This window comes from Pseudomonas sp. URIL14HWK12:I6, from assembly GCF_000514195.1.
Classification (GTDB): domain Bacteria; phylum Pseudomonadota; class Gammaproteobacteria; order Pseudomonadales; family Pseudomonadaceae; genus Aquipseudomonas; species Aquipseudomonas putida_A.
Genome location: NZ_AZVL01000011.1, coordinates 40,337 through 60,352, shown reverse-complemented (window position 1 = coordinate 60,352; position 20,016 = coordinate 40,337). Strand labels below are relative to the sequence as shown.

General features: G+C 60.0%; 21 protein-coding genes and 3 tRNA genes. 13 read left to right on the top strand and 11 right to left on the bottom strand.

Annotation, left to right across the window (positions count from 1 at the left end):
- Window positions 1-10: 10 nt before the first annotated feature.
- A complete protein-coding gene (gene ada / locus H043_RS0115970; RefSeq protein WP_027612687.1) occupies window positions 11-1,078 on the top strand; it encodes a bifunctional DNA-binding transcriptional regulator/O6-methylguanine-DNA methyltransferase Ada in 1,068 nt (355 codons plus the stop codon).
- Here ada and H043_RS0115965 read toward each other — a convergent pair.
- Window positions 1,075-1,533 carry a GyrI-like domain-containing protein gene (locus H043_RS0115965; protein ID WP_027612686.1) on the bottom strand — a complete coding sequence of 153 codons (459 nt, stop codon included), beginning with the start codon at window positions 1,531-1,533 and terminating at the stop codon, window positions 1,075-1,077. The two genes, ada and H043_RS0115965, sit on opposite strands and share 4 nt — an antisense overlap.
- A gap of 61 nt (window positions 1,534-1,594) precedes the next feature.
- Window positions 1,595-2,578, bottom strand: a complete 984-nt coding sequence (locus tag H043_RS0115960; protein WP_027612685.1) for an MDR family oxidoreductase — start codon at window positions 2,576-2,578, stop codon at window positions 1,595-1,597.
- A gap of 188 nt (window positions 2,579-2,766) precedes the next feature.
- Here H043_RS0115960 and H043_RS0115955 point away from each other — a divergent pair, with 188 nt between their 5' ends.
- The 12 genes from H043_RS0115955 (at window position 2,767) to H043_RS30435 (ending at window position 14,087) form a co-directional block, all read left to right on the top strand.
- Window positions 2,767-5,229: a hypothetical protein gene (locus H043_RS0115955; protein WP_027612684.1), complete on the top strand. Its 2,463-nt coding sequence runs from the start codon at window positions 2,767-2,769 to the stop codon at window positions 5,227-5,229.
- A gap of 101 nt (window positions 5,230-5,330) precedes the next feature.
- Window positions 5,331-6,395 carry a nitronate monooxygenase family protein gene (locus H043_RS0115950; RefSeq protein ID WP_027612683.1) on the top strand — a complete coding sequence of 355 codons (1,065 nt, stop codon included), beginning with the start codon at window positions 5,331-5,333 and terminating at the stop codon, window positions 6,393-6,395.
- A 168-nt stretch (window positions 6,396-6,563) separates the two neighbouring features.
- On the top strand, window positions 6,564-7,331 hold the full coding sequence (modA, locus tag H043_RS0115945) for a molybdate ABC transporter substrate-binding protein (RefSeq protein ID WP_027612682.1): 768 nt from the start codon (window positions 6,564-6,566) through the stop codon (window positions 7,329-7,331).
- The gene (gene modB / locus H043_RS0115940; RefSeq protein ID WP_003225407.1) at window positions 7,332-8,012 is read left to right on the top strand and encodes a molybdate ABC transporter permease subunit; all 681 of its coding nucleotides are present in this window, start codon (window positions 7,332-7,334) and stop codon (window positions 8,010-8,012) included.
- A gap of 3 nt (window positions 8,013-8,015) precedes the next feature.
- The gene (gene modC, locus H043_RS0115935) at window positions 8,016-9,095 is read left to right on the top strand and encodes a molybdenum ABC transporter ATP-binding protein (RefSeq protein ID WP_027612681.1); all 1,080 of its coding nucleotides are present in this window, start codon (window positions 8,016-8,018) and stop codon (window positions 9,093-9,095) included.
- Between the two features lie 69 nt (window positions 9,096-9,164).
- Window positions 9,165-10,193: a DNA topoisomerase IB gene (locus H043_RS0115930; RefSeq protein WP_027612680.1), complete on the top strand. Its 1,029-nt coding sequence runs from the start codon at window positions 9,165-9,167 to the stop codon at window positions 10,191-10,193.
- A 145-nt stretch (window positions 10,194-10,338) separates the two neighbouring features.
- The gene (locus tag H043_RS0115925) at window positions 10,339-11,964 is read left to right on the top strand and encodes an ABC-F family ATP-binding cassette domain-containing protein (protein WP_027612679.1); all 1,626 of its coding nucleotides are present in this window, start codon (window positions 10,339-10,341) and stop codon (window positions 11,962-11,964) included.
- A 70-nt stretch (window positions 11,965-12,034) separates the two neighbouring features.
- Window positions 12,035-12,265: a hypothetical protein gene (locus H043_RS0115920; protein ID WP_027612678.1), complete on the top strand. Its 231-nt coding sequence runs from the start codon at window positions 12,035-12,037 to the stop codon at window positions 12,263-12,265.
- 122 nt (window positions 12,266-12,387) lie between these two features.
- Window positions 12,388-12,618, top strand: a complete 231-nt coding sequence (locus tag H043_RS0115915; RefSeq protein ID WP_007964939.1) for a hypothetical protein — start codon at window positions 12,388-12,390, stop codon at window positions 12,616-12,618.
- Between the two features lie 107 nt (window positions 12,619-12,725).
- Entirely contained in the window at window positions 12,726-13,010 is a 285-nt protein-coding gene (locus tag H043_RS0115910; protein WP_027612677.1) for a hypothetical protein, read from the top strand.
- Window positions 13,011-13,217: 207 nt separating this feature from the next.
- On the top strand, window positions 13,218-13,724 hold the full coding sequence (gene msrA / locus H043_RS0115905) for a peptide-methionine (S)-S-oxide reductase MsrA (protein ID WP_027612676.1): 507 nt from the start codon (window positions 13,218-13,220) through the stop codon (window positions 13,722-13,724).
- Window positions 13,725-13,925: 201 nt separating this feature from the next.
- Window positions 13,926-14,087, top strand: coding sequence for a hypothetical protein (locus tag H043_RS30435; protein WP_177325636.1), 162 nt, complete (start codon window positions 13,926-13,928; stop codon window positions 14,085-14,087).
- A gap of 153 nt (window positions 14,088-14,240) precedes the next feature.
- Here the strand turns inward: H043_RS30435 and H043_RS0115895 are convergent, their stop codons facing one another.
- The 9 genes from H043_RS0115895 to H043_RS0115855 form a co-directional block, all read right to left on the bottom strand.
- Complete coding sequence (locus tag H043_RS0115895) at window positions 14,241-14,681, bottom strand: hypothetical protein (RefSeq protein WP_027612675.1); 441 nt, start codon at window positions 14,679-14,681, stop codon at window positions 14,241-14,243.
- Window positions 14,682-15,021: 340 nt separating this feature from the next.
- Window positions 15,022-15,108: transfer RNA gene (locus tag H043_RS0115890), tRNA-Leu, on the bottom strand.
- Window positions 15,109-15,300: 192 nt separating this feature from the next.
- A tRNA-Cys gene (locus H043_RS0115885) sits at window positions 15,301-15,374 on the bottom strand.
- A 46-nt stretch (window positions 15,375-15,420) separates the two neighbouring features.
- Window positions 15,421-15,496 (bottom strand) — tRNA-Gly (locus H043_RS0115880).
- A gap of 60 nt (window positions 15,497-15,556) precedes the next feature.
- The gene (gene pgsA / locus H043_RS0115875; protein ID WP_003225417.1) at window positions 15,557-16,117 is read right to left on the bottom strand and encodes a CDP-diacylglycerol--glycerol-3-phosphate 3-phosphatidyltransferase; all 561 of its coding nucleotides are present in this window, start codon (window positions 16,115-16,117) and stop codon (window positions 15,557-15,559) included.
- Between the two features lie 32 nt (window positions 16,118-16,149).
- Complete coding sequence (gene uvrC, locus H043_RS0115870) at window positions 16,150-17,973, bottom strand: excinuclease ABC subunit UvrC (RefSeq protein WP_027612674.1); 1,824 nt, start codon at window positions 17,971-17,973, stop codon at window positions 16,150-16,152.
- 2 nt (window positions 17,974-17,975) lie between these two features.
- Entirely contained in the window at window positions 17,976-18,617 is a 642-nt protein-coding gene (uvrY, locus tag H043_RS0115865; RefSeq protein WP_024012761.1) for a UvrY/SirA/GacA family response regulator transcription factor, read from the bottom strand.
- Between the two features lie 127 nt (window positions 18,618-18,744).
- Window positions 18,745-19,188: a GNAT family N-acetyltransferase gene (locus H043_RS0115860; protein WP_027612673.1), complete on the bottom strand. Its 444-nt coding sequence runs from the start codon at window positions 19,186-19,188 to the stop codon at window positions 18,745-18,747.
- Entirely contained in the window at window positions 19,185-19,946 is a 762-nt protein-coding gene (locus H043_RS0115855) for a carbon-nitrogen hydrolase family protein (RefSeq protein WP_027612672.1), read from the bottom strand. Before H043_RS0115855 ends, H043_RS0115860 begins: the two co-directional genes overlap by 4 nt.
- Between the last annotated feature and the right edge of the window lie 70 nt (window positions 19,947-20,016).

Genomic DNA, 20,016 nt, shown 5'->3' with positions numbered 1-20,016 from the left:
ACTACTCGCCATGAAAAAGCTTTCACCCCTCATCAACGTTGAAACCGATCCACGCTGGGCCGCTGTCGTTGCACGGGACCCACAGGCCGACGGGCAGTTTGTCTATGCGGTGAAAACCACCGGCATCTACTGCCGCCCCAGCAGCCTTTCACGTTTGCCCAAACCGCAAAATGTCGAATTTTTCGACAGCGCCGAAGCTGCCGAAGCGGCGGGCTACCGCCCAAGCAAACGCACAAGCAAGGATCAGACTGACGTCGCCAGTCAGCACGCCGCGACCGTGGCGACGGCCTGTCGGCAGATCGAGTCGAGTGAAACAGTGCCCGCACTCAATGAACTCGCCGAGGTCGCCGGCCTCAGCCCTTTCCATTTTCATCGGGTGTTCAAGGCCGCAACCGGCCTGACACCAAAGGGTTACGCGGCGGCGCATCGTTCGCGCCGGGTGCGTGAACGGCTCGCGGATGGCGGCACGGTGACCGATGCGCTGTACGACGCGGGTTTCAATTCCAACAGCCGCTTTTATGAGGCAGCCGACAAGGTGCTGGGCATGAAACCCGGCGACTACCGCGCGGCTGGACGCAACAACGACATTCATTTTGCCGTTGGCCAATGTTCGCTCGGGGCGATTCTGGTGGCGCAGAGTGAGCGCGGCGTGTGCGCGATTCTGTTGGGCGACGATCCGCACCAACTGGTGTGCGATCTGCAGGATCAGTTCCGTCAGGCCAACCTGATTGGCGCCGATGCCGGCTTCGAGCAGTTGATTGCCAAAGTGGTGGGTTTCATCGAAGCGCCAGCGCTGGGCCTCGACTTGCCACTGGATGTGCGTGGCACAGCGTTCCAGGAACGGGTGTGGCAGGCGTTGCGGGAGATTCCAGTGGGTCGCACCGCCAGTTACGCCGAAATCGCTCAGCGCATTGGCGCGCCGACCTCCATGCGCGCCGTGGCGCAAGCCTGCGGCGCCAACCGTCTGGCTGTAGCAATCCCCTGCCATCGCGTGGTGCGCAGCGATGGCAATCTGTCGGGGTATCGCTGGGGCGTAGAGCGTAAGCGCCAGTTGCTGGAACGCGAAACCCAGTCTTAGCGCACGCCGATGTAGACCGACACGGACTCGGGGCCGGTGTAGGCCTCGAAGTCGGTAGCGTAACGGCGCTGAATCTGCGGATTGGCTGCAAAGAAGTCCCAGATCTTTCCCCAAATCGAGATGACCGCATCAGGCAACGGCCCCTGCGCTTCGAACACCAGATACTCGCCCCCTTCGATCCGCACGGACTCAAAGTCTTTGACTGAAGCATTCACGGCAACGCCAGCGGTAACGTCAAACGCACCCGAAGCATCCGACTCGTAAGCCGAATACACGCCATAAATCGGCGAATTGGCTGACTTGCCGGGAATGGATTCGGCCAACTCCTCGCCGAAAAACCGGCCCCACATCGGGCCGATTTTCGCGGTTTCGGGTTGGTGCTCTGCGGCGTTGGTGGTGCGAACCTGCAGGCCAGCAACGGTGAAGGCGTCGATTTGCTGTCGTTTCAAATCCATCGAAATTGCGGCTCCCTGTATAGAAGTGCGGCCACACAGGGCCGCAATGACGCCTACTCTGTCAGCGATTGACGTCGACCACAACCCTGCCGCGAAGCTGTCCGGCAAGCAGCTCAGGTGCCGCATCGATGGCCTCGCTCAGGGCGATTTCGTGACTGATCACTGGCAACAGGGCGAAGTCCAGATCCTTGGCCAGACGCGCCCAGGCCTCGATCCGCCGTGCCTTGGGCTGGGTCACGCTGTTGATTCCGGCCAGGGTCACACCGCGCAGAATGAACGGCGCCACCGACGCCGGAAAATCCATGCCCTGAGCCAGACCGCAGGCAGCGACGGTGCCCTCGGCGCGGGTACTGGCGCAAGCGTTGGCCAGGGTGTGACTGCCGACCGAATCGATCACCCCGGCCCAACGTTCCTTGGCCAACGGTCTGCCCGGCTCGGACAAGGTTGCGCGGTCGATGATCTCACTGGCGCCCAGTTGTTTCAGGTACTCATGCTCGGACACCCGGCCCGTGGACGCCACCACGCGATAACCGAGTTTGCTGAGCAAGGCGATGGCGAAACTGCCCACTCCGCCATTGGCGCCAGTCACCAGCACTTCGCCCTGATCCGGGGACACGCCGTTACGCTCCAGCGCCAGAATGCACAGCATCGCCGTGTAGCCGGCGGTACCGATGGCCATGGCTTGCGCCGCGGTAAAGCCTTTGGGCAACGGAATCAGCCAGTCGCCATTGAGCCGCGCCTTTTGCGCCAGCCCGCCCCAGTGACTCTCGCCCACGCCCCAGCCGTTGAGCAGCACCTGATCACCGACCTGGTAATCGGGATGCGAACTGACCTCGACCGTGCCCGCCAAGTCGATCCCCGGCACCATCGGAAACTTGCGCACCACCGGGCTGCTGCCAGTAATCGCCAGTCCGTCCTTGAAGTTCAGCGTGCTGTAGGCGACCTTCACCGTCACGTCGCCTTCAGGCAACTGCGCTTCGCTGATCTGCTGCAGGCTGGCGTGATAACCGCTGTCGTCTTTGTCGATCAAAATGCCGTTGAACATGGCTGCCTCTCAATCAATGGATTCAAATCCTCGTGCCCTGAAATAACACAAAGCAACACATTGCCCCACCCGACTTTGCGCCAATTCGCGAATCCGCCCGGTAATTGTGAAGCGGGCGGCTATGCTTTTTCGACGGTCGTGCTTTCGCTGCCATCCTGCTGAAAGCGGCCCTGTCGATGGAGCTGACAATGTCTTACCCGCGCTCGTTGCTTGCAATACTGATGCTGTGCCTGCTGACGGTTGGCAACACTTGGGCGGCCCCGGCTACCGCCAGCAAACCTGCTGCTGCCGACGCTGCCCCGAGCGCGCCGACGTGGCCGCAAGTGATCACCAGCGGCAAGGCCAAACTGACCGTGTACCAGCCGCAACTCGACAGCTGGGATGGCTACACCCTCAATGCCCGGGCTGCCGTCGAAGCCACCGGCGCCGACGGCAAACCCACCTTCGGCATCGTCCAGTTCAGCGCGCACACGCTGGTCGACAAGGCCACGCGCTGGGTCGCACTGGATCAATACAAGATCATCAAGGCCGACTTCCCTGCCGACGCCAGTCAGGCCGACGTCTGGCTCGGCGCGCTGCAGAAAGATGCCGAAAGTCGCAAGAAAACCATCTCCCTCGATCAACTTGAAGCCGCCGTCGGCGTGCTGTCGGCCGAGCAGAAAGCCGACAGCGCGCCGCTGGAAAACACCCCGCCGACGATCATCAGTTCCGACGTCCCGGCGCTGCTCGTCTACATCGATGGCGACGTCGTGTACCGGGCGGTCGATGGCACCGCGCTGCAACGGGTGATCAACACCCGCCCGCTATTGCTCAAGGACGCTGAGGGCAAGCACTACCTGCACGTGTTCGATGGCTGGATGGTCGCTGACAGCCTCAGCGGCGAATATACCCGTCTGACCACACCGCCAGCCGATCTGGAGAAGGCCAAACAGGCGGCGATCCAGAGCCGTCAGGTCGATCTGCTGACCGGGCAGAGTGATCCGAAAGACAAGGTGCCAAATCTGGCCAGACCGCCGCAGCCGAAAATCTTCATCGCCACCACGCCCACTGAGCTGATCGTCACCGACGGCGCGCCGCAGTGGCTACCGATTCAGGGCACCAGCCTGCTCTACGTGAGCAACACCACCGGGCACATCTTCAAGGAAATCGGTGACCAGAACAGTTACGTGCTGATCTCCGGGCGCTGGTTTCGCGCTGCCGACATGCGCGGCCAATGGACGTTTACCCCAGCGGACAAACTGCCGGCAGATTTCGCCAACATCCCGGACGACAGCCCGAAAGAGAACGTCAAGGCCTCGGTCGCCGGCACGCCACAGGCCAAGGAAGCCGCGATCGCGGCGACCATCCCGCAAACCTCGGCGATCAAGAAAAGCGCAGTGAAAATGACCGCACCGCAGTTCGATGGCGAGCCACAGTTGAAGGCAATCAACAGCACATCCCTGCAGTACGTGGTCAACAGCGCGACGCCGATTATTCGTGTCGACAACGACAACTGGTATGCGGTGGAAAACGGTATCTGGTTCAGCGCCACCTCGGTGAACGGACCATGGAGCGTCGCCAGTTCGGTGCCGGCGGTGATCTATTCGATCCCGCCGAGTTCACCGATGCATTACCTCACCTACGTCAAAGTCTATGAATCCAGCGGGGACACCGTGGTGGTCGGCTATACCCCGGGTTATCAAGGGTCGAATCTGGATCCGGCCACCGGCGTGGTGGTCTACGGCACCGGTTATCCGTACACGCCGTGGGTCGGCAGCGTCTGGTATGGGCCACCGGTGACCTACGGTTTCGGCGTCGCCATGCGCTATACGCCGTGGACTGGCTGGACCTTCGGTTTCGGCTTCGGCTGGAGCTGGGGCGGCAACACCGTGGCGATGGGTTGGGGCTGGGGCGCTTATCCATGGTGGGGCAATTATGGCTGGGGTTACGCCTGGGGCCCGCGCCTGTACCCCGCGCCACTGGCCTGGGGCGGCGCCGCTTATGGCTATCGTGGCGGTGCTGTTGCCTGGGGGCCCGGTGGCTGGGCAGGCACCACCGGCAACATTTATCGTCAGTGGGGGGATCGCGCGACGGTGAGTCGCTATGGCGCCGGATACAACGCCTGGACCGGCAATCGCTGGGCCGGTCAGGTTGGCTCGTCCTATAACTCGCGCACCGGCATTGCGGCAGCAGGCCAACGCGGCGCGGTGCACAACGCCTACACCGGCAACTACGCGGCTGGACGCAGCGGTGAAGTGGTCGGGCCGAATGGTGGCGCCATCGCCGGTGGCCGGGTCACCGCAGGTAATGCTCGCACCGGCACCCAGGTCACCGCCAATCGTGGCGCGGTGTACAACCCCAACACCGACAAGACCACGCAGTATGCCGGCGTGAAAGGCCGCAACGGCGGCGCCGCACGGATTGGCGACAACGTCTATGCCGGGCGCGACGGCAACGTCTACAAGAAAACCGACAACGGCTGGCAATCGATGGTCAAGGGCAGCCCGGCCCGCACGGCGCCGGTCAACAACAATGCGCAACTGCAGAACCTCAATCGCGAGTCTGCTGCGCGCAACTTCGGCAACCAGCGCACCAACAACTTTCACAACTCCTCGCAAGTCATGAACCGCTCATTTGGGGGCGGCGGGGGCGGCGGTTTTCATCGCCGCTGATGGCTGCATTGAAAATTCAGACTGGCCCCGAGTCCGGTTTTGCTGTTAAAAAACCGGCTCTGCCGTCCCTGCCCCGTTTCATCGTTCGGAGAACCGCTTTCATGAGCCAATGGCCTGACACTCGCATTCTTGACCTGCTCGGCATCGAGCTGCCGATCATTCAGGCCCCGATGGCCGGCGCCACGACTTCGGCAATGGTGATCGCCGTGTGCAACGCCGGCGGCTTGGGTTCGATGCCTGCCGCAATGCTGAGCATCGAGCAGTTGCGCGAAGAGCTGAAGACCATTCGCGAGCACACCCGCAAACCGTTCAACGTCAATTTCTTCTGCCACCAGCCACCGGCCGCCGATGAACAGCGCGCGCAAGACTGGAAAAACCTGCTGGAGCCTTACTACCGCGAATTGGGCGTCGATTTCGACGCACCGACACCGGTTTCCAACCGCGCGCCATTCGATGCGGCAGCGTGCGCCGTGCTCGAAGAGTTTCGTCCTGAGGTGGTGAGCTTTCACTTTGGTCTGCCGGAAAAATCCCTGCTGGATCGGGTCAAGGCCACTGGCGCGAAAATCCTCTCGTCCGCCACCACTGTCGATGAAGCGATGTGGCTTGAGCAAAACGGTTGCGACGCGATCATCGCCATGGGTTACGAGGCTGGCGGGCATCGCGGGATGTTTCTCAGCGATGATTTGAGCAGTCAGGTCGGCACCTTTGCGCTGGTGCCGCAGATCGTCGATGCGGTCAAGGTGCCGGTGATCGCTGCCGGCGCCATTGCCGATGCGCGCGGTGTGGCCGCAGCATTGGTACTCGGTGCGTCAGCGGTGCAGGTCGGCACCGCGTATTTGTTCACCCCGGAAGCGAAAGTCAGCGCCTCGCATCACCAGGCGCTGCGCAGCGCCAAGGAAAGCGAAACCGCGATTACCAACCTGTTCACCGGCCGCCCGGCTCGCGGCATTCTCAATCGGGTGATGCGCGAAATCAGCCCGATGTCACCGAAAGCCCCGGCCTTCCCGCTGGCCGGCGGGGCGCTGATACCGTTGCGTGCCAAAAGTGAAGCGCAGTTCAGCAACCTCTGGGCCGGTCAGGCGTTCCCATTGGGCGAAGAGCTGAACAGCGCTGATCTGACCCGGCAACTGGCGGATGGCGCTCTGGCAAAACTGCTCCGCCGCTGATCCGGCGCAGGGTGAGACATGGCACCACCTCACCCTGTGTTCACCAGCACTTCCTGTTTAGCGGCATTTCGCTATATATTTCGCTATATAGCGTTCCACCCTTCGCATCGGTGCAGTCCACCTCCAACAATAACTGCCCTCTGCACTCGCCCATAACGGAGCTGTTACATGACCATTCGTGCCCCACGTTTTGCCCCAACCTGCTTGGCCACCCTGCTTTCGGTATTCGCCTTCGGTACCGCTCAGGCTGATGAAGTGCAGGTGGCCGTTGCCGCCAACTTCACCGCGCCGATCCAGGCCATTGCTGCCGACTTCGAAAAAGACACCGGGCACAAACTGGTCGCCGCCTACGGTGCCACCGGTCAGTTCTATACCCAGATCAAAAACGGCGCGCCGTTTGAAGTGTTCCTCTCGGCAGACGACACCACGCCGGAAAAACTGGAAAAAGAAGGCGACACCGTCAAGGGTTCGCGCTTCACCTACGCCATCGGCACCCTGGCCCTGTGGTCGGCGAAAGATGGTTATGTCGACGCCAAAGGTGAAGTCCTGAAGAAGAATGAATACCAGCACCTGTCCATCGCCAATCCGAAAGCCGCGCCATACGGTCTGGCCGCTACTCAAGTGCTGGAAAAACTCAATCTGACTGAGGCGACCAAGGCGAAGATCGTCGAAGGCCAGAACATCACCCAGGCCTACCAGTTTGTGTCCACCGGCAACGCCGAACTGGGTTTTGTCGCACTGTCGCAGATCTACAAGGACGGCAAGGTCACCAGCGGTTCGGCGTGGATCGTTCCAGCAAGCATGCACGACCCGATCAAACAGGACGCGGTGATTCTCAACAAAGGCAAGGACAGCGCCGCCGCCAAAGCGCTGGTTGAATACCTCAAGGGTCCGAAAGCCGCTGCGGTGATCAAGTCCTACGGTTACCAACTCTAAATGTCGCTGACGAGTGCCGACTTCGCGGCGATCTGGCTGACCCTGAAACTGGCGTCCCTGACCACCGCTATCCTGCTGGTCGTCGGCACGCCGATTGCCCTGTGGTTGTCGCGCAGCCGTTCCTGGCTGCGTGGCCCCATCGGCGCAATCGTCGCCCTGCCCCTCGTACTGCCGCCGACCGTGATCGGCTTTTATCTGCTGCTGGCGATGGGGCCCAATGGCTTTCTCGGTCACTTCACGCAATGGCTGGGTCTGGGCACTCTGACCTTCAGTTTTACCGGACTGGTGATCGGTTCGGTGATCTATTCCATGCCGTTTGTGGTGCAACCGTTGCAGAACGCGTTCTCCGCCATCGGCACCCGCCCACTGGAAGTGGCCGCAACCTTGCGCGCCAATCCCTGGGACACTTTTTTCAGCGTGATCCTGCCTTTGGCCCGCCCCGGTTTCGTGACGGCGGCGATCCTCGGGTTCGCGCATACCGTCGGTGAATTCGGCGTGGTGCTGATGATCGGCGGCAACATTCCCGACAAAACCCGCGTGGTCTCGGTGCAGATCTATGACCATGTCGAGGCGATGGAATATGCCCAGGCCCATTGGCTGGCCGGGGCGATGCTGGTGTTTTCGTTTCTGGTGTTGCTGGCGCTCTACTCCAGCCGCAAGACCCGCGCGGGTTGGAGCTGATCGATGATTGATGCACGTCTGAAAATCGCTTATTCGGGTTTCAGCCTGGATGTCGATCTGCACTTGCCGGGGCGTGGCGTGACTGCGCTGTATGGTCATTCCGGGTCGGGCAAAACCACTTGCCTGCGCTGTATCGCCGGGCTTGAGCGAGCCGAGCAGGGTTTCATCCAGATCAACGACGAAGTCTGGCAGGACAGCGAACGGCGGATTTTTGTCCCGCCGCACGAACGTGCGCTGGGTTACGTGTTCCAGGAAGCCAGCCTGTTCCCGCATCTGTCGGTGCTGGCCAACCTGCAGTTCGGTCTCAAGCGCATTGCCAAGGCCCAGCGCCGGGTCGACATGGCGCAAGCCACCGAACTGCTGGGCATCGGTCATTTGCTGGAGCGTCATCCGCAGCATCTGTCCGGCGGCGAACGCCAACGTGTCGGCATCGCCCGCGCGCTGTTGACCAGCCCGAAACTGTTGCTGATGGATGAGCCGCTGGCCGCCCTCGACAGTCAGCGTAAAAATGAAATCCTGCCATACCTGCAACGTCTGCACGACGAGCTGGACATCCCGGTGCTGTACGTCAGCCATGCGCAGGATGAGGTCGCCCGCCTGGCCGATCATCTGGTGCTGCTCAGCGACGGCAAGGCCTTGGCCAGCGGCCCGATTGGCGAAACCCTCGCGCGCCTTGACCTGCCAATGGCGTTGGGCGATGACGCTGGTGTAATCATCGAAGGCCAGGTCAGCGCCTACGATGCCGAGTACCAGTTGCTGAGTCTGCAATTGCCGGCGACTGCCATGAACATCCGGGTGACTCACGCGCCGATGGCGGTCGGTCAGGCCCTGCGCTGCAAGGTGCACGCCCGCGACATCAGTCTGGCCCTGCACAACAGCGAGGCCAGCAGCATCCTCAATCGCTTGCCGGTGACCGTGGTCAGCGAGCTGGCGGCGGACAATGCCGCGCATGTGCTGATTCGTCTGGATGCCGGCGGCACACCGCTGTTGGCGCGGATCACGCGGTTTTCCCGGGATCAGCTCGCCATCCACCCGGGCCAGCATTTATGGGCGCAGATCAAGGCCGTCGCCGTGCTGGCCTGAATTGGTTGGCACGACGGCCATGGCGCGCGGTCAATCGCTGTAACAGAGCGATTCGCCAAGGACACCGCCATGCCCGACACCGCACTAGCCGACGTCTTACCGCCCGACCTGCATTACGTCGACGATACCCAACCCGGCCTCACCCGTAAAAAGCTGCGTGGCAAGTTCGCCTATTTCGATCCGGCCGGGCAGCGCATCACCAACCCTGATGAGATCAAACGGATCAATTCGCTGGCAGTGCCGCCGGCCTACACCGATGTCTGGATCTGCGCCGATCCGCGTGGCCATTTGCAAGCCACTGGCCGCGACGCTCGGGGCCGCAAGCAGTATCGCTATCACCCGCGCTGGCGCGAGGTGCGCGATGCCGACAAGTACTCGCGCTTGCGTGAGTTCGGCATGGCATTGCCGAAGTTGCGCAAACAGCTTGAAACCCTGCTGGACGCCCCCGGCTTCAGCCGCGACAAAGTCATGGCCACGGTCATCACGCTGCTCGACGCCACATTGATTCGTGTCGGCAATACCCAATACGCGCGGGACAACCGCTCCTATGGCCTGACCACCCTGCGCAGCCGGCATGTCGAGGTCAACGGCAGCGCGATCCTGTTCCAGTTTCGCGGCAAAAGCGGCATCGAACACCAGATCACCGTCAAGGATCGTCGCCTGGCGCGCATCATCAAGCGCTGCCTGGAAATCCCCGGACAGAATCTGTTTCAGTATCTGGACGAAAACGGCGAGCGGCACACCGTCAGTTCCCATGACGTCAACAGCTACCTGCAAACCCTCACCGGCGCCGACTTCACTGCCAAGGATTACCGCACCTGGGCCGGCAGCGCACTGGCCCTGGCGGTATTGCGCGAACTGCAATGGGAGTCGGAAGCCGAGGCGAAACGGCATGTGGTGGAGATGGTCAAGAGCGTGTCCAAACAGCTGGGCAACACCCCGGCGGTGTGCCGCAAGTGCTACATCCATCCGGCCGTGGTTGAGCGCTTCCTGCTCGGTGCGCTGGCTGAACTGCCACGCCCGCGGGTGCGCAAGGGCTTGCGCTCCGAGGAAGTGGCGCTGGCGATGTTTCTCGAGCAAATGATGGACGCGCCTTGATCGCGCTGGATGGGTGATCTAGGCTAGCCACCTTTCCCCCTTCAGGACGACCGCAGACAGTGAACAATCCAGCCTTCTGAAAATGTAATCGCGATAAGCGCTGAATAGCGCCTGTCAGTCTTCACGACATTTTTCGGAGGTGCCGATGACTCACGTCTCGCGTACGCCTGCCCTCGTCTCCCTGAATCAAACCAGTTTTCAGTTCGCTAATGGCGAGACGATTTTCAACGACCTGAATCTGCAATTCGATCACACCCACACCGCCATCGTCGGGCGCAACGGAGTCGGTAAAAGTGTGCTGGCCAAGCTGATCGCCGGGCACTTGCAACCAACTGCCGGCAGCGTCACCTGCTCGATTCCATTGGCTTATGTGGCGCAAACATTCACCGCCGATGCGCGGCAGACCGTGGCCGACGCCACCGGCACCGCCGCCGCCCTTCGCGCATTGCAACGGCTGCAGTCTGGCGAGGCGGCAGCAGAAGATTTCGACATCGTCAGCGAGCGCTGGGATCTGCCCGAACGTCTGCGCCAATCGCTGGATAACGCCGGTCTGCCGGACATTGCTCCCACGGATCTGACCCAACCGCTGAGCGGCGGCCAGCAAGCGCGGCTGGCGTTGATCAGGGCGCTTCTGAATCCGGCGCATCTGTTGGTGCTGGATGAACCGACCAACCATCTCGACGGCCCCGGCCGCGACTGGTTGATGAGCGAACTGGAACGCTGGCGCGGCGGATTGATCGTCGTCAGTCACGACCGGCAATTGCTTGAGCGCATGCAGCGTATCGTCGAGCTGACGCCGCTGGGTGTTACGGTGTACGGCGGCAATTTTTCCGCTTACCAGCAGCAACGACAGATCCATCAGGCGGCGGCGCAAGCCACGCTGGATCAAAGCCGAACCGAGCGCCGGCGCGAGCAGCAGCGCTTGCAAAACGAGCACGACACCATCCAGCGGCATGCCGCCCGCTCACTGCGCAATGCCAAAACCGCCAACGTCTCGGGCTTCGAACGCGCCGGCCTCAAAGGTGCGGCGAGGCAGATCATGGGCCAGGTGCGTCATGGTCATCAGCAGCGCAAATCGGAGCTTGATGCACGGGTGCGCGATGCCTATGCCAAAGTGCTCGCGGATGATGCGGTGCTGATGAACCTGCCCGGCAGCGCAGTGCCTGCTGCGCGCAGAGTCTGCTCGTTGATTGATACGTGCCTGCCATGGCTGCCAGCGCAACCGTTCAATCTCACGCTGAGCGGTCCTGTGCGCGTCGCCGTCATTGGTCCGAATGGCTGCGGCAAATCGACTTTGCTCAGAGTGCTCGCAGGTCAACTGCATCCCGCCAGCGGCGAATGCATCACCCATGTTCCTGCGGCTTATCTGGACCAGCATCTGAAGCTGCTGGATGATCGTCTCAGCGTCATCGAGCAACTGCTCGCGCTGCAGAGCCCGTTGAGTGAGAGCGAATTGCGCAGCCATCTGGCGCATCTGCAACTGGACGCGCAGCGGGTCACTCGAGCGAGCGCTTCACTGAGCGGTGGAGAACGTTTGAAAGCCGCGCTGGCGGTGGCCTTGTGGGGCAAGACACCTGCGCAATTGTTGCTGCTCGATGAGCCGAGCAATCATCTGGATCTGGCATCGGTTCAGGCTTTCGAGCAGGCATTGCAGACGTTTCCCGGCGCAATTTTTGCGGTTTCCCACGACACTGAGTTTCTACAGGCGTTGAAACCGACGCACCACCTGGATTGGCATGCCACAGAGTGGCGGCTGCAACCGACGAACTGACTGGCTATTTTTTGCACGATTGGCCAAGGCTTCTATAGTTAATCTGACACCTATTTGCTGTGGTGACGCCATGGAAGACATATTTGTCGTGAAGCGCTGCAACAAGATCATCATTCACGGCCGCCGCGCCGGGGAAAGTAAGCATGAACCCGCCGAGGCCAGCAGTTGGTTTCGGATCAACGACACGCGCACCGGCGGCTTCATCGGCGACGGCTACGATCTTGAGGAAGATGCCCGACGCGAATGCCGACGGCTCAATGCGGCCAGCTCGCCGCTGCCGGCGCGACAATCGGCCGGCTGATGCAATTGACAGGCGGGGTCTATACTCAAAGCAGCTGACGGACCAGCGCCCCAACGGCAGAGAGCTCGCAGCCCGCGGGCTTTTTGCTGCCTCTCAACGGTTTGTCTGAACGGAGGTGTTCCATGTCCGAAAAAGAGTCCATCACCACCCTCCTCACCTTGCTCGACTCTCGTCAGGCGCGACTTGCCGCGGCCTGCAAGGAAATCGCCGACTGGGTCGACCATCAAGGCGGCCATCCGACTGCGCTGCGCATCCGCGACCGACTGAACGACATCGAAAAAGACACACCGCTGATCCGCAGCACCCTGTCGTCGCTACAACCGGTCGAACGGCCACTGCCGCGTTTCAGATGACTGCACCGCGATAAACGACAGCTAACCGGCGTACCGTCTGGCCGATGTACCGAACGCCCCGAGGTGTGGGCGGTCAAAACCTGTACACGTCACCCAGGAGACGGTTCATGGTTATCCATTTCAAAACAGACGGACATCTGGCTTGTGGTCACAAGGGCGACAACCTTGCCTCAAGCCTGGAACTCAATCGCGTCAAATGCCGCAGCTGCCGCAACACAGACGCCTACAAAGAAGCACGCAAGACCCAGCGCAATGCCGCACGCCGCGCAGCGCGCCACACCAAAGCTGATCATGGTGCGTCGAACTGGCGTTCGGAGTGGATCGAACGCCTGACCGCGCTGGCCGGGCCGCAGCGCCTGCCAAGGGGCTTTTTCGGGCAAGCGTTCGTATAACCGATTGATGTCGTGTTTAAAGTCCATCACTCGACGTGAATTGTCCCGAATTCACCGCTCGAACCCATCAATGCCCTGGCCTTATCGTCAGGGCTTTTTGTTGAAAACTCCGGTTCGAGCAGCCCGTAGCCCTGAGGCAAGCTTGCAAATAGCCAACGCGCCCTCATAACCAGAACCGTATCCACAGTCACCGAGAGGCAAAAAATCATGACCGGACAAACCGAAACCGCGATTCTCGCCGGGGGCTGCTTCTGGGGCATGCAGGACCTGCTGCGGCGTTATCCCGGCGTGTTGCAGACGCGAGTCGGCTACAGCGGCGGCGATGTACCGAACGCAACCTACCGCAACCACGGCAACCACGCTGAAGCCATCGAGATCGTTTTCGACCCGGCGGTGATCAGCTACCGGCAGATCCTCGAGTTCTTCTTCCAGATCCACGATCCGAGTACACCCAACCGTCAAGGCAACGATCTCGGCCCCAGCTATCGTTCGGCGATTTATTATCTCAACGAACAACAGCGTGACATCGCCGAAGACACTGCTGCGGATGTCGACGCTTCCGGGCTGTGGCCGGGACGTGTGGTCACCGAAATCGCACCGGCGGGTCCCTTCTGGGAAGCTGAACCTGAGCACCAGGACTACCTGGAGCGGATCCCGAACGGTTACACCTGCCATTTCATACGCCCAAACTGGAAGCTGCCGAAACGCAGCTGAAAACACACCTGCGTAATCACTCCACGCCCACCGCTGGCCTTTACTGAAGGCCGGCACTTGCGCACCTCTGGAATCGATCATTTTGGTGAGCCCTCCGTAGCACAGTTCAAGCGTCCGAGGATGAACATACGTTCATCGCAAGCATGGCTCAATGCGTCTAGCCTGCGGGTTCCAACATAGTGCCTACAGGAGTACCCCACCATGTTCTCGCACGAAAGCCTCCCGCTGATTGCCATTTTCACCATCATGCTACTGTGCGTACTGGCTGCGTTTTTGCACCCGGTACATGCATTCTTCAGCTGGCTGCGCAGGCGCAAGGAACGATCAAACGCCCAGGCTGCAAAAGAGGTTGATTCGTGCTGAATGTGTTCCCTCAACTGGCCCGGGTATGCCTGGGCTTTTTGTTTTCTGGCCGAACAGCAGATACAAAAAAGCCCAGCGCGGGGCTGGGCCTGATTTTTCGTCAAGGTTAAAAACATCCGGGCTTTTTAGCCGCGAGAGTGGAACTCAAGTGACTTACGCCAGGCTCCTCTCGTGCTCGCTTTCATGGACATAAACCCATGAAATTCCAGATGGCGAGGCCTGATCGACGCGCATCAGCGCCGAATCGACTTTCTTCTTGGTAATGCCGTCTTTGACAAGGTCGAAGACGGCCAGGAAACAGTCCCCGGGAAGCGCTGTGATCGAGAGGTTGGTGATGTGTGATTCAGGGCTTCCAGCACGCTTGCCATACAAGCCCCAAAGTCGCTCCCAATAGTCCGCCCGGCTCATGATCTGTCCATCGGTGAGTACCACACGGAAGTCATTCGCCAACGCATCGTACAGAGGCTTGATGGCGCCTTCCGACTGGGAAGACATACCGCGCGACCACGGAAAGAAGAGATTGTACCAACGGTACACCTCGGCTTCGACGAGAGCGGTTTTATCGGTTGCTGCGTGCACTTGATTGATTGCCATCGGTGTTCTCCTTAACACGTCAAAAATGGCGGGGCTGGCGTAACAGACAGGTCGTCTGAATGCCCATCGCCTGAGCGATGCACCGCGCCATGATCAAGATCCATCCTGATATCAACGCCATCGGGTCAAGCTAAAATGTTCATTCAATGACTTTTGATATCTTCGACCAAGCCACAAACGTAGACGCTTGCAGGATTGGTTGCATCGAGAAGTGACCAACGGTCTCTGTGCGCAGGAACGACAAGGGATGGAAAAATTGACGAGGAGCCAGTTAAAAATGGCAATCCGAAAACAAACAAGGGTTTGCCTCAGCTTTCGCCCGCAAACCCTTGATTTAAGATGGTGCCCGAAGCCGGAATCGAACCGGCACGCCCTTACGAGCGGGGGATTTTAAGTCCCATGCGTCTACCAGTTTCGCCATTCGGGCGGTAGCGCTGTTGTAGTGCTCAAATCAGTCGACCAGAGAATCTGTCTGTTGAGCCTTTGAAGCAGAGCGGGAAATATATACATCACGTCCCGGTGAAGCAAGTTCACAGTGGCTGATTTCAAGACTTAATCTTGCAGCGCACTGAAAATAAAAAAGCTCCGTAAATCATGGATCTACGGAGCTTGTTTATAGTGGAGGCCGAGGTCGGAATCGAACCGGCGTAGGCGGATTTGCAATCCGCTGCATAACCATTTTGCTACTCGGCCTCAAACGATCGCTGTTTAGTAGCACAACAACAACCGCGTACAAACTTGGAGCGGGAAACGAGACTCGAACTCGCGACCCCGACCTTGGCAAGGTCGTGCTCTACCAACTGAGCTATTCCCGCTTGGTGTGGCGCATTCTATAGATTTCAGATGCCCCGTCAACCCTTTGATTCAAAAAAGTTTTATTTCTTTTCAACGTCGGTTTTCAGATGCGGCCAGGCGGCCCGCAGGTATTGAACCATCGACCACAACGTCAGGCCCGCCGAGATCATCAGCAAGGCATAACCCAGCAGCACCCAGAAGCTGAAATCGCGGGGATTGGCCAGCAGGATCACCAGCGCCAGCATCTGCGCCGCGGTTTTCCACTTGCCGAGATTGGACACTGCTACATGAGCGCGGGCACCGAGTTCGGCCATCCATTCACGCAAGGCCGATACGACAATCTCGCGGCCGATGATGACGGCTGCGGGAAGTGTCAGCCACAAATTGCCGTGTTCCTGAACCAGCAGTACCAAAGCGACTGCCACCATCAGCTTGTCGGCAACCGGATCGAGAAACGCGCCGAACGGCGTGCTTTGTTCAAGGCGGCGGGCCAGATAGCCATCCAGCCAATCAGTTGCCGCCGCAAAGGCGAATACCGAAGCGGAGGCCATATAGCTCCACTGGTAAGGCAGGTAAAACAGCAAAATGAAGATCGGGATGAGCAGGACGCGGAGAACGGTAATCAGATTAGGGATATTCATCGGCACAACTGGCTACGAGGTGAGTTGGCATTCTACTCGCTATGCAGGTTTGCATAAATCGACTCTGCGAGCTTTTTACTGATCCCCGGTGCTTTGGCGATCTCTTCGATGCTTGCACGAGACAGCTCCTGCAATCCACCAAAATGTTTCAACAAGTCCCGACGTCGGGTCGGCCCGACACCCGCAACGCCTTCCAGCGTCGAGGTGCGGCGGGTCTTGCCGCGCCGCGCACGGTGGCCGGTGATTGCGAAGCGGTGCGCCTCGTCACGAATCTGCTGGATCAGGTGCAACGCCGGGGAATCGCCACGCAGCGTGAACTCATGCGCGGCATCATTGAGATACAAAGTTTCGAAGCCCGCCTTGCGTGTTGCACCCTTGGCCACACCCAGAAGAATGAGATCCGGCACCGCCAGCTCGTTGAGTACGTCGCGGGCCATCGACAACTGACCTTTGCCGCCGTCCACCAACAGAATGTCCGGCAGCTTGCCCTCCCCGTCCTTCAGTTTGCTGAAGCGCCGGGTCAACGCCTGGTGCATGGCTGCATAGTCATCACCCGCCGTGACGCCTTCAATGTTGTAACGACGATAGTCGGATTTGATCGCGCCTTCCGGGCCGAACACGACACAGGAAGCGACGGTGGCCTCACCACTGGAGTGACTGATGTCATAGCACTCAAGACGCTGCGGCGGCTCATCCAGGTTCAGCACTTCAGCCAGCGCATCGAAACGCGCAGCCGTGTGTTGCCGGTTGGCCAGGCGTGCGCCCAGCGCTTGCTCGGCATTGGTGACCGCCAACTGCTGCCATCGAGCTCGCGTGCCGCGTACCCGGTGGCTGATGCTCAGCTCCCGACCGCGCAGCTCGTGGATGGCGTCGATCAGAGCCGTGGCGTCTTCGGGAACCACGTTGACGATCAGTTCGCCTGGCAGGTCGCGCTCCGGACTGCTGATGTAGTACTGACCGAGGAACGCCGCCATGACTTCAGCGACCTCCTCCTCGATACCCACCTGCGGAAAGAAGTTCTTGCTGCCCAACACCCGACCGCCGCGCACACTGATCAAGTGAACGCAAGCGCCGCCCGGGTTGACGAAAGCTGCGATAACATCGATGTCGCCCGTTCCACCTTCCATGCTTTGCTGATCCTGAACACGGCGCAGCAAGGCAATCTGGTCACGCAACTCGGCGGCGCGCTCGAATTCGAGATTGATTGCCGCCTCTTCCATTGCCGTGGACAGCTCATTGGTCAGGGCATGACTGCGCCCCTCGAGAAACATCACCGAATGGCGTACATCCTCGGCGTAGACCTCAGGTTCGACCAGACCGACACAAGGCGCCTTGCAACGCTTGATCTGATATTGAAGACACGGGCGCGTGCGATTTTTGTAATAGCTGTCTTCGCACTGACGGACGAAAAAGGTCTTTTGCAAGAGGCTGAGGCTTTCGCGAATCGCCCCGGCGCTCGGGTACGGGCCGAAATACTTGCCCTTGGCCTTCTTCGCGCCACGGTGGATGCTCAGACGTGGGAATTGGCCGTCAGACAGAAAGACATAGGGATAGGACTTATCGTCGCGCAGCAGAATGTTGTACGGCGGCCGCCACTCTTTGATCAGCGTCTGCTCAAGCAGCAACGCCTCGGTTTCGTTGGCGGTAATGGTCGTTTCGACCTGCGCGATACGCCCGACCAGCGCAGCGGTTTTTGGCGCCAGCCCGGTCTTGCGAAAATAGCTGGCAAGGCGCTTCTTGAGGTTCTTGGCCTTGCCGACATACAGCAGGCGCGCATCGCTGTCGAACATGCGATAGACGCCGGGGCGCCCACTGACAGTCGCCAGGAAGGCGCCGGAATCGAATACTTCAGTCATGATCAGGCGCTGGCATCCACCATGCCGTGGCGCACAGCCAGCAACGTAAGCTCGACGTCACTGCTGATCGACAGCTTTTCGAAAATCCGGTAGCGATATGTGTTCACCGTTTTCGGCGACAAGCAGAGTTTGTCGGAGATGATCTGCACCTTCTGGCAGCCGACAATCATCAACGCGATCTGGATTTCCCGCTCGGACAAGGCGTCGAAAGGGGAATCGTTGGTTGGCTGGAACGATTTGATCGCCAGTTGCTGGGCAATCTGCGGGCTGATGTATCGCTGCCCGGCAAACACCAGACGGATCGCCTGAACCATTTCCGGCAAACCAGCGCCCTTGGTCAGGTAGCCGGCGGCACCAGCCTGTAACAGGCGCGTAGGAAATGGATCTTCCTCGCACACGGTCACCGCGACGACCTTGATGTCCGGGTGGCTGCGCAACAGCTTGCGCGTGGCCTCGAGGCCACCAATACCGGGCATCTTTACGTCCATCAGGACCACATCGGGTTTCAACTCACGGGCTTTGATCAGGGATTCTTCCCCGGACTCGGCCTGTCCAACCACCTGCAAGCCATCGATATCGGCCAGCATACGTGTAATGCCTGTACGAACGAGATCATGGTCGTCGACCACTAGCACCCTAATCAAGCAGACACCTCGCGATATGGTCTTATTGGGATGCCGGACACCTTAGCAAAAAGTGCCAGACAGACCTAGCGGCAAGCATCATTTAAAAAGTTTCAATTCATCATCGAAGGCTTGCCGGCCGTGGGTTTCAGAGCACAAGTGTACCGAAATCGAGCTCCATCCTCAGGAAACACTCGTCCTCACCGCACACCTTGAAGCCTTTTCTCTTATACAGACTTTGCGCCGGATTATTTTTGAATACTGTCAAACGCAGTGCTGACAGTTTTTCGCCGCGAGCCAAAGCGACAACCTGATCAATCGCCCAGGATCCTGCACCTTGCCTGCGAGAGACCTCGGCTATTTGCAGCTCGCGGATGTACAAGGCCCGGCGATCATGACTGAGACTGAAAAATCCCACAGGAACTTCACCAAGAAGGACCAGCCAGTTGTCCCGCCCATCCCAGGCAACGTCGAACGCTTCGTCCTGCCACAGCAGATCGTGGTCAATGTAATAGCGCAGCATATTCTGGCACGTCAGCTCTCGGGCAAACGCCCGATCTGCCGATTCGGCACGACGCAATGCCCAGGTCACAGGTCTACCGCCACGGGTACTACCCGCCCCTGCCATGCGCCGGCATCACGCCGGGCAATAACCAACACTTCACCCGGCCCTTGCGCCGCGACCACCAGCGTCCCGCTTTCAGACCAGAACGCGCTGCGACCCGCCGATTGCCATCCACCCGTGAGCCCGGCGTGATTGGCCATCAGCACCGCCATTGAGTGGTTTTGGGCATAGCCCTGCAGCAGCGCGCTATCCACGCCGTAGCCTTTTTCCCCGATCAGCACGCCTGCTGCGTACAGGTCGGCACCAAGATCGGCGGCCGCTGCCGCGTGACTGGCATGGGAAAAATCAGCGCAGACCGCCAGCGCTACGGTATCGCCGCCTATGCTCAAGGACGAACCACCAGCACCTGGGGCATAGAAAAGCTCTTCGCCACTGTGCAGATGTTGTTTGCTGTAAACCTCAAGAGAACCATCCCCTCCTATTGTCAGCGCGCCGATCAATACCTTCGAACTGTCCCTATCGCGAATCGGCATACCGACGACAGCGGTGAGGCCCAGCTCGCGAGCGCAATCGCGCAAGGGTTGCAGCACAGCATCCTGCGGATCGATTGCCAGGTCTGCGGCCATCTGGCCTTCGTAGCCTGTCAGCGACAGCTCCGGGAACACCAGCAGCTCGACGCCCTGCTCCGCCGCCACGGCCATGAAGCGCAAATGACGGGCGATGTTCGCCGCCAGATCACCGGCAATGGAGAGCGACTGGGCTGCAGCGACCGTGAACATCGACATGAATCATCCTTGGTGTTTGTGCAAAGCAACCAGTGTGTCACAACGCCTGCAGCACTCAAGCGATAGGTAA